The sequence below is a fragment of the Mixta sp. genome, from assembly GCF_024610815.1.
GTDB lineage: Bacteria > Pseudomonadota > Gammaproteobacteria > Enterobacterales > Enterobacteriaceae > Mixta > Mixta calida.
On sequence record NZ_JANION010000093.1, the window covers coordinates 1 to 11,145 of the forward strand.

The window sequence follows — 11,145 nt, forward strand, 5'->3', positions numbered from 1 at the left end:
GCCTGTTCCACACAGTCATTACCGGGTACTTAAGAAAAGAAGAAAAACGAGGTATATCATGAAAGAAAGGCCAATTCTGTTCTCTGAACAACGCGTGCGCGCCCTGTTGGCAGGCCAGCAAACTCAAACCCGGCGGATTATGAAGTCGCAGCCTTTCGGCCCCGGACAGGATAATCACGAAGGGTGCTATGTCGTTGACGTGACCAGCAACTATCTCCACGGCAAAAAGATGATGAGCATGGCGAACCTGAGCTATCAGTGTCCTTATGGCCAGCCGGGCGATCGGCTGTGGGTGCGCGAAACCTGGCGCGGCCCGATTGTGCCGACGGCGGAGCTGGAGGCCTATGAACGCGCGCCCGCTAATTTCCGTCAGGCGAAATATTGCCAGTATCGCGCCGACAGCCGCGAGTTAGGGCAGCAGCATGACGAGGAGAGCGAAACCTTCGGCTGGCAGACCGGCATCCATATGCCGCGCTGGGCCAGCCGCATCGATCTGTTGATTACCGGCGTGCGCGCGGAGCGCATTCAGGAGATCAGCGATGATGACGTTATGGCGGAAGGCGTGCAGACCGATTCACATTTCCTGAACCACTTTTTCACCATGAACCATGAATCGATCGCCCCGAAAGAGGCCTACCGCAAAGCCTGGGAAAAACAGTACGGCGGCACCAGTTGGGAAGTGAATCCGTGGGTATGGGTGATCGAATTTCGCCGCGTCTGATCGCAGGCTGTGACGTCTTTCCGCTTTAGCGCGTTCAACGGTTGCGTGAAAAGTCGGGCTGCGGCATGGTACGCCGTTAATAACGTTTCGCCGAGTGAGTATTGCGATGATCAAATGGCCGTGGAAAGAAAAAGTTTCTCCTGCGCCTTTGCCCTGGCAACAGGCGCTGGCGTCGCCCATCTTTGCGTCACTCCAGCCGGATGAAGAGCAGACGCTGGTTCAGCTGGCGCAGCGATTTTTGCAGCACAAGCGGCTGGTGCCGCTGGCCGGTCTGGAGCTGGACGCGCTGCATCATGCACGTATCGCTCTGCTGTTCTGTTTACCGGTGCTGAAGCTGGGGCTGGAGTGGCTGGATGGATTTCATGAAGTGCTGATCTATCCCGCGCCGTTTGTCGCTGAAGATAGCTGGCAGGATGAAGACGGGCTGGTGCACAGCGATCGCAGCGTGCAGTCAGGCCAGAGCTGGCAGCAGGGGCCGATTATTCTCAACTGGCTCGATATTCAGGACTCATTCGATCTCAGCGGCTTCAACCTGATTGTTCATGAAGTGGCGCACAAGCTGGACGCGCGCGGCAGCGGCTATACCAACGGCGTGCCGGCGATCCCGCTGCGCGAGGTGGCCAGCTGGGAACAGGATCTGCACGCCGCGATGGAAGCCATTCAGGAGGAAGTCGATCTGGTGGGCGAAAACGCCGCCACCATCGACGCCTATGCCGCGACCGATCCGGCTGAATGCTTTGCGGTGCTGTCAGAATACTTTTTCAGCGCGCCTGAGTTGCTGGCGCAGCGCTTTCCCTCTTTCTATCGACGCATGACCCATTTTTACCGGCAGGACCCACTAGGACGTCTGCGTCCGCAGGCGGAACCGCTACAGGAGGATCTGCCGCAGGCGTGAATTGCTGCAAAGCTAGCCAACTGAATAGTAATAGTTTTTTTACTGTTGACAGCCCGGTAAGCTGACGGTAATATTCGCGCCACTTAACCGATTCCTCTGTAGTTCAGTCGGTAGAACGGCGGACTGTTAATCCGTATGTCACTGGTTCGAGTCCAGTCAGAGGAGCCATATTTAGAAAAGCCCGCTCAGGGAAACCTGAGCGGGCTTTTTGCATTACGCACCGCAAGCAACCTGTCACGCCGGGCCCTCGCCGCTTTTCAGAAACGGCCTCTCTTTTCAGACGGCCGCTGACAGTGCGCGATGCCCGCCCGCCACCACAGGATCAATGCGGCCAGCGCCACCGCTCCCAGCCCCGCGCGCCATGAAGCGCGCGCAACGATAGCGCCAGCGAGCGCTGGACTGAATACGGCACCTGCGCCCTGTCGCCGACTCGACCAGGGAAATGCCCGCTCAGCGTTGCCTGAACGAGCTTTTGCTTCCTGGCCAGGTTAACAACGGCTCTGGCGCCTGTGCCTGCTGACCTTTAACAGGCAGCCCGCGTCGCGACTGCTAAAACGTGCGGCGCGCAAAGGCCAGCATCTTTTCTGCCAGCGCCTGCGGCGTTTGCATCGGCATCAGATGCCCGGCGCCGTCGATAATTTCCAGCTCGCCCTGCGGCAGATGCGTACGCATTATCTCCCGCTGCGCCTCGACGCCCGGCACATTGCCATCCTCACTGCCCAGCACCATCAGCGCGGGCAGTTCAAGGCGGCCAATGCGGTCACGCCAGTCTTCGCGGCTGCCGTGCAGCGGCCACGCGTGCCAGGCCGCGAGGCTGGCGCGTTGCGCATCGGCGACGGCCACCTCACGCAGCGCATCCGGCAGACGCGCAGAACAGGCGCCGTCGACGAAGGTTTCAGCCTCCTGCCGTGTCCCCTGATATGCCGCCTGCGCCTGACGATCCTCTTCGCTCATCGGCTGCGGACCCGGCGGCGAAGGCGTTACCAGCACCAGCCGCGCCAGATAATTGGGCTGTTCAGCGGCCAGCGCCAGCGCTACTTTGCCGGTCATCGAGTGGCCGACCAGAGTCACCTTTTTCAGCCCCAGCGCCCTGATGGTCTCGTCAACCTGTCGCGCCATTGAAGCGACATCATAGCCATCCCTTTCCGACGCATCGCCAAAGCCCGGCGTATTGAGCGCCACGCAGCGAAAATCGCGATCGAGATAAGGCAGCGTGGGGAACCAGGTGCGATGCGAGCCGCCCAGGTAATGCATCAATACAAAGGTGGTTTCGCCCTGCCCCTGCATACTGTATGGCAGCATAAAACCTCCTAACGCAACGTTCCTTCCGGATCGCCCAGACGAGCGATCTCCACCTCGTTATAGCCAGCCTGACGCAGCGGCGTCACCACGTCACGCGCCAGATCCGGCACGTAGCCAATCAGCAGTTCACCTGCCTCGCTCAGCGTCGCCTCTTTCAGCGCGGCGGGCAGCAGCAGCGATTCGGCGCGTCCTAACTCAACGCTGACGCCGTTCGCCTCAACCGTCAGCGGGTCGCCGAGGTTGGAGAGGATGCGCGCGCTGTCGAAGCTAAAATGCTGCGGCTGGCTAAAGCGCCAGCGCTCCAGCGCGAAGTAAGGCCCGGCACAGCAGAACAGCCGCGTCAGATCTTTCTCTTGCCGTTCAAGCCCGCGCTGCGGCGCGCAGCGCAGTTCAGGACGCAGCTCCTCTAACAGCGCATCGATATTTTTCTCCCACTCTTCGCGGGAGAGACGCGAGCCATCTTCCATTTTCCACGGCATCGCGTGCTGCTGGATATTGGAGGTCTGCTCGATTTCATAGATCAGCGTGTCGGGGCCGAAGCTGTGCAGCAGACCGCCGGGCACATAAAAGGTATCGCCGGTTTTCACCGGCACGCGATGCATCACCGCATCATAATCTTCCGCCAGCAGCGCCGCCTTCAGCTGCGCATTATCGACGCCCGCGCGTACGCCCAACAGACAGGTGGCGTCCGACGCCGCCCACAGAATATGCCAGGCTTCGGTTTTACCGTTTGGCTGCTGTTCCAGTTTCTGCGCCAGCGCATCGTTGGCGTGCAGATGAACCGGCAGCATGCCGGTTCCGTCAATAAATTTGCTGAGCAGCGGGAAATGCGGACCGCGCCAGCCGGGCGCGACCATTTCATCAGGATAGCGTTCGGTCAGCTCGCGCAGGGATTTACCCGCCAGCTCGCCATTGGTGACGGAGGCGATCATGCCGTCCACGTCGCTGATCTCCCAGGTTTCGGCAACGCGCGATTCAGGCAGGCCCGCTTTGCCAAGCTGCTGTCGGATTCGCTGGCCGCCGAAGATATGCGTCGCCAGCGGCGTCGTCAGCTTTAAAGGATAGGCTTTCATCATTCCTCCTTGCGCACGCTTAAATGACCGCGACGCCGCCTGTCACGGCGATGGTGGCGCCGGAGATATAGCTTGCTTCATCGCTCGCCAGCATCACATAAGCGGACGCCAGCTCGGCAGGCTGTCCCATGCGTTGCAGCGGCACTTCACCGCCAAAGCTTTCCACCTGTTCCGGCGGCATCGTCGACGGGATCAGCGGCGTCCAGATCGGGCCTGGCGCGACGGCGTTGGCGCGAATGCCCTTCTCCGCCAGCAAGGCCGCAAGGCTGCCGGAAAAGTTAACGATGGCGGCTTTGGTCGCTGAATAGGCGATCAGCTTCGGCTTCGGCTGATCGGCATTTACCGAAGCGGTATTGATAATCGAACCGCCGGAAGGCATATGCGGCACCGCCGCCTTACAGATATGGAACATGGCGTAGAGATTGGTTTTCATGGTGCGATCGAATTCGTCATCGCCGATCTCGTCCAGCGACTCGCGCGTCATCTGATACGCCGCGTTATTCACCACGATATCGATTTTGCCGAAGCGTTCAGCCGCCTGCGCCACAATGTGGCGGCAGTGTTCCGCCTCGGTTATATCACCGGCGATCAGCAGCGCTTTCTGCCCTGCCTCTTCCACCAGCCTGGCGGTATCTTTAGCGTCGTCATGCTCGTCCAGATAGGCGATCACCACGTCCGCACCTTCGCGGGCATAGGCAATCGCCACGGCGCGACCGATCCCGGAATCGCCGCCGGTAATCACGGCGGTTTTTCCTTTCAGGCGGCCGGAGCCTTTATAGCTGGTTTCACCGTGATCGGGTTTTGGCTGCATTTGCAGGAAGCTGCCGGGCCAGGTTTGCTGTTGCGCCTGCTGAGGATGTTGTGGACGCTCTGTCATACGCTGTCTCCTTTATAAAAGGTAAATCGCCTGATAAAAACAGGCTTTTTACCTGGGTGAACGGGAGCTGAATCGTTACCAGCCACGTTTAAGAAGTGTAGCAGCCGTCACAAAAACGCAAGGGCGGTTACGTAGCGTAACAGTTTGACTGGAAAACTATTTTTGGCAAAAAGCGTGCAAAAAGAGAGGTTAAGTACGAACGCATGCGCGGAAAAGCCACGAAAGCGGAAGTTTAAAGAAAGGCGGCGGAATAGATCAACGGGTCGTCAGCGCCTGGCGCCATAAATAACAGAAACCGATAAAAACGAGCGGGCCGCGCTGAACCGGTTTCCCGCTTACTGTCCAGACGCCTGTAAAGCGCAAGCGGCGACGGAGACGCTACGCTCGCCTTCGCCGCGACCGTCTATACTGTGCTGTACGTTTAAAAAATGTTACGGAGGCATCATGGAAAGTCAAAGTGAGGTTTACACCCGTCCTGAACCGATTGTGGAATTACCGGAAGCGGTATTCAACCGGCTGCGCGGCGAAATTACGCCCCAGCCGGTGAACGAGGCGGTGCGTCTCTCCACCGTTGATGCCGAAGGCTGGCCGCATGCCGCCCAGCTCAGCCTGGGCGAAGTGTTCGCTATCGACCGTCAGACGTTGCGCGTCGCGCTCTGGCCCGATTCGCAGACCAGCGAAAATCTGCGCCGCGATGGTCGTCTCTCCGTCGCGCTGGCCTACGATAAAGGCATTATCGAGATGCGTGGCCGCGCGATCCAGATCGCGGAAAACCAGACCGATCTGAATCTCGCGGTATTTGAGATCGATATCGGCAACATCATGGTGCATCGTTCTGACTATGCCGAAGTCGCGACCGGCGTCACCTTTAACATCCACGATCCTGAAAAAGTGGCGGCGCGCTGGCAAGAACAGCGTCATATGCTCTCTTCGCTGGAATAATCTGGCTGACGGAAAAAAGCCCCGCCTGTGCGGGGCTTTTTTTGCCGCGACATAAAATATTATATTGCCGCCGCGGTAAAGTCAGGTCGCGCTCTACTTCGCCACAGGCCGGTATTTTTGCAGCCATTTGCCGCTGATCAGTCGACGCCAGAAACAAATGCCGCGCACCAGCCAGTCGAGGAACATCCCCAGCCAGACGCCCACGACGCCCATGCCCAGCACGATCCCCAGCAGGTAGCCCGCCACCACGCGCGCCCCCCACATGCTCAGCATCGAAACATACATGGTGTAACGCGCGTCGCGCGCGCCCTTTAGCCCGGCGGGCAGCACCCATGAGGCGGCCCAAATCGGCATACAGGCGGCGTTCAGCCAGACCAGATGCTTCACCACCTGGATCACGTCCTCTTCGCGCGTATAGAAGCGCGCCAACAGTCCGGCGAACGGCGCGGAGAGAAAGGCCAGCGCGCACAGGCCGAAGGTCGCCAGCCAGAAAATATGCTTCAGCTGGCGCGTTGCCTGTCCGATCTGGTTTTTTCCCAGCCGCGTGCCGACGATAATGGTGGAGGCGGAGCCGAGCGCGTTGCCCGGCAGGTTAATCAACGAGGCGATAGAGAAAGCGATAAAGTTGCCGGCGATTTCACTGGTGCCCATACCGGCGACAAACACCTGCGTCAGCAGCTTGCCGCCGTTAAACAGCACCGACTCGATGCTGGCCGGTACGCCGATGCCCAGCACCTCCATCAGGATTTTGCTGTTCCAGCGGCTGAAGTAGCTGCGCAGCGGAATACGCAGCGCCGGATTAAAGCCCACCATCAGCACCACAATCACCCCGATGGCGCCGATATAGCGTGAAATGGTCAGCCCCAGTCCGGCGCCGACGAATCCCAGCCCTTCCCAGGAGAAGCAGCCGTAGATCAGCACGCCGCTGATAACGATATTCAGGATATTCATGCCGCCGTTAATCAGCATAGGGATCTTGGTATTGCCTGCGCCGCGCAGCGCGCCGCTGCCGATCAGGGCGATCGCCGCCGCCGGATAGCTCCAGGCAGAGGTTTGCAGATAGCTCAGCGCCAGCTCTTTCACCTGCGGCGAGGCGCTGCCCGCAATGCCGTCGATAATGACGTGGCCGTAGAACTCAATCACCCCCACCAGCAGCAGCGACATCACCGTCATCAGCGCCAGCGACTGGCGCGTCGCCGCGCGGGCGCGCTCGCCGTCGCGCTTGCCAAGACTAAAGGCCACCACCACCGTGGTGCCGAGATCGACCGCGGCAAAGAAAGAGATCACCACCATATTAAAGCTATCGGCCAACCCGACGCCCGCCATCGCCTCTTTTCCCAGCCAGCTGACCAGGAAGGTGCTCAGCACGCCCATCAGCAGCACGCAGAGGTTTTCAATAAAGATCGGCACCGCCAGCGGCGTGATTTCACGCCAGAACAGCACCCGATAAGAGCGCCGTTTTGGATACCACGTTGTGCCTTCAATGGCGCGCCGTAGTTTGACGAGTAAAGTTTGCAAGATCGACCCAATGACTTGATGAAGGTGAGAATTATGATGATGGGCAATGGTCAACGATTATGCAAAATCTTTCCGGTGCGGTTTAACGCTTTATTACAACTTCGGTTTTATCGCCGCCGACGCTGGCAACATTTGCCCCGCGTGCATCATACGCCGGTTTTCGCCTTACGCCAGCGCGGCAATATGGCAAAAAAGCAACAAACCCGACGGTTTCTGCTGGTTAAAACGGCAAACTGCTTATGCTTTCTGCAAACGACACCACGGAATGCAAAAAGGGTTTTGACATAAGCGCGGAAATCAGTAATATGCGCGCCATCAACCGATTCCTCTGTAGTTCAGTCGGTAGAACGGCGGACTGTTAATCCGTATGTCACTGGTTCGAGTCCAGTCAGAGGAGCCAAATTCAGAAAAGCCTGCTTTCGAGCAGGCTTTTCGCTTTTTGTCTCTCCGGGCGTTTCAGAGCCGGTCAACCGCAGCATCGCTTGTATTTCTTTCCGCTTCCACACGGACACAAATCGTTGCGCTCTACCGCTTCGGCTGCTTTGGGCGTGTTCTGCGCCAGCCACGGCATGATCGCGGCGGGTGGATAACCTTGAGCCAGCAGCTCGCGCCATACATTCATATAGCGGCTGATATGCTGGAAAAAATGTTGATAGCCCGCGCAAAGGTAGTTATGGCCGGGAAGGCCGGACGGCGATACTGCAAAACGATGTTTCGGACAACCGCCGTGACAGGCAAAGCGATAATCACAGCGCCGACAATCCGCGGTTAACCGCTCCCGTTTCGCCTCGCCAAAAACGATGGCCCGCTCGCTGTTATTCATCGCCTGGATGCTCTGTTGATGAATATTGCCCAGCAGGTGTTCCGGATAGACATAATGGTCGCAGTTATAGAGATCGCCATTTGCTTCCAGCGCAAACGCATGACCGCAGGTTTCTGCATGCACGCACAGCACAGGAGGCTGCCCCATCCAGGCGGCCAGCGCGAGATCAAACATCTGGACATAGACACGATCTACGTCACGACGAACCCAGACATCAAAAATCTGATTAAGGAACTCGCCGTACTGCCAGGCGGGTACCGTCCAGGGCGCCAGCGTCGCAGCGCTTTCCCCCGGCATCACCAGTTTCAACCGGCTGGACGCGTTGATGCTTATCCGCTCCACCAGCGGGATAAACTGAATATAACGGGAACCCGCCGCCAGCAAAAAATCATACACTTCCCGCGCATGGTCAACGTTATGTTTGCCCACCACCGTCAGGGTATTGAATTCGACCTTATGTGCCTTCAGCAGCGCCATCGCCGCCATTGTTTGTGCGTGCGTCCCCTTTCCGGCGCGATTGACCCGATACTGGTTATGCAGATGTGCCGGGCCGTCAAGCGACAGGCCAATCAGAAAATTTTCTTCTGCGAAGAAAGCCGCCCACGCCTCATTGAGCAGGATCCCGTTGGTTTGCAGTGTATGTGTCATTCTCCTGCCGTTAGCGTATTGCTTACACAGCGCCACCACGCGCTGGAAAAACGACAATCCCATCAGTGTCGGCTCGCCGCCCTGCCAGGCAAAATTAATCTGCTCGTCACGCTGCGCGGCGATATGCTGGCGGATAAACTGCTCCAGCGTCTCATCCGTCATGCGCCAGTTTTTATTGCGCTCCGGGTAAAGCGCCGCTTTTTCAAGATAGAAGCAGTAGGTGCAATCAATATTGCAGACCGCGCCGCTCGGTTTCGCCATCACGTGACAATCCGCAACCACCATGTCCGATCTCCTTATTATCTGTTACCGCTGTAAAACGGCGCAACGGGATAGCACAATGGCCTGTGTACCGTTTTTCAATGCCGGTAAAAAATAGCCCTGTTATACGTTAACCCCGCCTAAACCTTTTTTTTGCTGCGCAGACAATACCTCAATTAATTAGATTATTTTACGCCTTTATTTAACACGACCGTTTAATTACAAATTTTTATGCATAACGACCCGTGGGCGTCAGCATAAAATAATAACTTACACGCCACGACAACATGCCAGTTATTCCGCAACCTTGTTATAAATCAATCTTTACCATTAAAAATAACAAAGCCTATGAAGGAGATCACAATAATAAACCCCATACTTGCAATTTAATTTAAAAAGCGGATGTTAACGAGGCGATCGTAACTCAAATTATGAGGCGAAACCTGATGCTGGCCCATATGTGCCATCGTCAGGTTTTTTTATGCTCGCAATAAATATCTTCAGGGAATAACGCATAAACCATTTTATCTGCTGTTTTAAACATTAACCGATACAGGACTGATTCATTGTACGCATTAACGTTACTGTAAAAGGGAGAAAACATGAACGCTAAATTAAGCCTGGCGGCGGTAAGTCTGGCATTAATAGCGGCACCTGCGCTGGCAAGCCCTGCGGCTGCGCCAGCCCGCCCGAATATTATTTTACTGTTTGCTGATGATATGGGCTGGGCCGATATCTCCGTTCAGGGTGCGAAAACCCCTACCGTGCATCTTGACCAGCTGGCGGCGACCGGTCAGCGCTGGACCCATTTTTATGTCTCTTCCCCGGTCTGTTCGCCCAGCCGTGGCGGGCTGATGACCGGCAGACTGGAGACGCGCACCGGGCTGTACGGCGCACAAACGCCGGTGCTGCTGGAAAAAGATCCCGACGGTTTTCCCGCCGATGAAATAACCATCGCCGACTCACTGCGACAAAATGGCTACCACACCATCATGTACGGAAAATGGCATCTGGGTAATCAAGCGCAGGATTTCCCTACCCGCCACGGCTTTGATGAGTGGTTCGGCATTCCCATCAGCAACGACTGCTATAGCACCCAGGTCGATCTGTTTGACGGTTTAACCTCCTCCGACCCGCAAATATTTAAAAATACCCTTGCGGTGGTGGAAAAGAGCAACAGCCAGCCGCGTCAGGCGTACTGGAACGTTCCGCTCTATCACTCTTATCGTTATAAAGGCAAGCAGGTCGACTATCTGATACCGCAGGGTTTTCAGCAGTCCAGTTTTACGAAAGTGGTCACCGAGAAAGCGGTCAACTACATCGGCGAGAACAAGAACCGCCCTTTCTTTATGTATATGGCCTACCCGCAAACCCATGTGCCGCTGTTTGGCTCGCCAGAGTTTAAAGGCAAAGGCCATAACCGCTACGGCGATATCATGCTGGAGATTGACTGGTCGGTAGGCCAGATCCGGCAGGCGCTGAAGAAAAATAATCTGGCGGAGAACACCATTATTATCTTTACCTCCGACAATGGCCCCTGGCTGATGTATGACAAATATGGCATCTCCGGCTCGGCGCTGCCGCTGCGTGATGGGAAGAGTACGCCCTGGGAAGGCGGCCAGCGCGTGCCGTTTATCATTAACTGGCCTGGCAAAATCAAGCCTGCCGTGGTGGAAGATATCGGCAGCACGCTCGATCTGCTGCCTACGCTAATGAAGATCACCGGCAGCACTCATGCCCAGAAAACCCTGGACGGCTTTGATTTAAGCGCCGCCTTTTTACAGCGTCAGCCCAGCCCACGTACCTTTATGCCCTATTTTTACAAAGGCGAAATGGAGGCGTGGCGCGAAGGCGATTATAAGCTGGTCTTTACGCAGTATGACGGCGGGCAGCCGAAACGCCTGCAACAGCCGCTGATGTTTAATCTGCGCACCGATAGCAGCGAGCAGCATAATATCGCCGCGCAGGAGCCAGAGCGTTATCAACGCCTGATAAAGAACGCGCAGGACTATCTGCAGTCGCTGGGAGAAAAGCGCGCGCCCCTGTTTGATATTTAACGACATCCGCCCGCTCAGCTTTCCTGGG

Annotated in this window: 10 protein-coding genes and 2 tRNA genes; 7 read left to right on the top strand and 5 right to left on the bottom strand. The window is 56.9% G+C overall.

Annotated features, from left to right (window positions below; all coding sequences use genetic code 11):
* Positions 1 to 58: 58 nt before the first annotated feature.
* From MYY08_RS05965 to MYY08_RS05975, 3 genes are all read left to right on the top strand, one after another.
* Positions 59 to 721: an ASCH domain-containing protein gene (locus MYY08_RS05965; protein ID WP_038625356.1), complete on the top strand. Its 663-nt coding sequence runs from the start codon at positions 59 to 61 to the stop codon at positions 719 to 721.
* 106 nt (positions 722 to 827) lie between these two features.
* Positions 828 to 1,616, top strand: coding sequence for a DgsA anti-repressor MtfA (gene mtfA, locus MYY08_RS05970; RefSeq protein WP_038625355.1), 789 nt, complete (start codon positions 828 to 830; stop codon positions 1,614 to 1,616).
* Positions 1,617 to 1,708: 92 nt separating this feature from the next.
* Positions 1,709 to 1,784: transfer RNA gene (locus MYY08_RS05975), tRNA-Asn, on the top strand.
* A 381-nt stretch (positions 1,785 to 2,165) separates the two neighbouring features.
* Here MYY08_RS05975 and MYY08_RS05980 read toward each other — a convergent pair.
* The 3 genes from MYY08_RS05980 to MYY08_RS05990 are packed head-to-tail and all read right to left on the bottom strand — an operon-like array spanning position 2,166 to position 4,868.
* On the bottom strand, positions 2,166 to 2,918 hold the full coding sequence (locus MYY08_RS05980) for an alpha/beta fold hydrolase (protein ID WP_288013828.1): 753 nt from the start codon (positions 2,916 to 2,918) through the stop codon (positions 2,166 to 2,168).
* 8 nt (positions 2,919 to 2,926) lie between these two features.
* Complete coding sequence (locus MYY08_RS05985) at positions 2,927 to 3,991, bottom strand: class I mannose-6-phosphate isomerase (RefSeq protein WP_084970606.1); 1,065 nt, start codon at positions 3,989 to 3,991, stop codon at positions 2,927 to 2,929.
* A 19-nt stretch (positions 3,992 to 4,010) separates the two neighbouring features.
* Complete coding sequence (locus MYY08_RS05990) at positions 4,011 to 4,868, bottom strand: glucose 1-dehydrogenase (RefSeq protein WP_038625352.1); 858 nt, start codon at positions 4,866 to 4,868, stop codon at positions 4,011 to 4,013.
* A 444-nt stretch (positions 4,869 to 5,312) separates the two neighbouring features.
* On the opposite strand from MYY08_RS05990, the gene MYY08_RS05995 reads away from it, so the two are divergent.
* Complete coding sequence (locus MYY08_RS05995) at positions 5,313 to 5,810, top strand: pyridoxamine 5'-phosphate oxidase family protein (RefSeq protein WP_052133882.1); 498 nt, start codon at positions 5,313 to 5,315, stop codon at positions 5,808 to 5,810.
* Positions 5,811 to 5,903: 93 nt separating this feature from the next.
* Here the strand turns inward: MYY08_RS05995 and MYY08_RS06000 are convergent, their stop codons facing one another.
* The gene (locus tag MYY08_RS06000; protein ID WP_038625351.1) at positions 5,904 to 7,328 is read right to left on the bottom strand and encodes an EmmdR/YeeO family multidrug/toxin efflux MATE transporter; all 1,425 of its coding nucleotides are present in this window, start codon (positions 7,326 to 7,328) and stop codon (positions 5,904 to 5,906) included.
* Between the two features lie 33 nt (positions 7,329 to 7,361).
* Here MYY08_RS06000 and MYY08_RS06005 point away from each other — a divergent pair, with 33 nt between their 5' ends.
* Both MYY08_RS06005 and MYY08_RS06010 read left to right on the top strand, forming a co-directional pair.
* Entirely contained in the window at positions 7,362 to 7,616 is a 255-nt protein-coding gene (locus MYY08_RS06005; RefSeq protein ID WP_133052076.1) for a hypothetical protein, read from the top strand.
* Between the two features lie 36 nt (positions 7,617 to 7,652).
* Positions 7,653 to 7,728 (top strand) — tRNA-Asn (locus tag MYY08_RS06010).
* 66 nt (positions 7,729 to 7,794) lie between these two features.
* On the opposite strand, the gene MYY08_RS06015 is transcribed toward MYY08_RS06010, so the two are convergent.
* Positions 7,795 to 9,084, bottom strand: a complete 1,290-nt coding sequence (locus MYY08_RS06015; RefSeq protein ID WP_288013829.1) for an anaerobic sulfatase maturase — start codon at positions 9,082 to 9,084, stop codon at positions 7,795 to 7,797.
* Positions 9,085 to 9,662: 578 nt separating this feature from the next.
* On the opposite strand from MYY08_RS06015, the gene MYY08_RS06020 reads away from it, so the two are divergent.
* Positions 9,663 to 11,117, top strand: coding sequence for a sulfatase-like hydrolase/transferase (locus tag MYY08_RS06020; RefSeq protein WP_038625349.1), 1,455 nt, complete (start codon positions 9,663 to 9,665; stop codon positions 11,115 to 11,117).
* Positions 11,118 to 11,145: the final 28 nt, after the last annotated feature.

What these genes read in the sequence shown, in the direction of transcription:
- MYY08_RS05980 (WP_288013828.1), bottom strand. Translation starts at nt 2,918, where the DNA reads ATGCTGCCATACAGTATGCAGGGGCAGGGCGAAACCACCTTTGTATTG.
- mtfA (WP_038625355.1), top strand. Translation starts at nt 828, where the DNA reads ATGATCAAATGGCCGTGGAAAGAAAAAGTTTCTCCTGCGCCTTTGCCC.
- MYY08_RS05965 (WP_038625356.1), top strand. Translation starts at nt 59, where the DNA reads ATGAAAGAAAGGCCAATTCTGTTCTCTGAACAACGCGTGCGCGCCCTG.
- MYY08_RS05990 (WP_038625352.1), bottom strand. Translation starts at nt 4,868, where the DNA reads ATGACAGAGCGTCCACAACATCCTCAGCAGGCGCAACAGCAAACCTGG.
- MYY08_RS06020 (WP_038625349.1), top strand. Translation starts at nt 9,663, where the DNA reads ATGAACGCTAAATTAAGCCTGGCGGCGGTAAGTCTGGCATTAATAGCG.
- MYY08_RS06015 (WP_288013829.1), bottom strand. Translation starts at nt 9,084, where the DNA reads ATGGTGGTTGCGGATTGTCACGTGATGGCGAAACCGAGCGGCGCGGTC.
- MYY08_RS05995 (WP_052133882.1), top strand. Translation starts at nt 5,313, where the DNA reads ATGGAAAGTCAAAGTGAGGTTTACACCCGTCCTGAACCGATTGTGGAA.
- MYY08_RS05985 (WP_084970606.1), bottom strand. Translation starts at nt 3,991, where the DNA reads ATGAAAGCCTATCCTTTAAAGCTGACGACGCCGCTGGCGACGCATATC.
- MYY08_RS06005 (WP_133052076.1), top strand. Translation starts at nt 7,362, where the DNA reads ATGATGATGGGCAATGGTCAACGATTATGCAAAATCTTTCCGGTGCGG.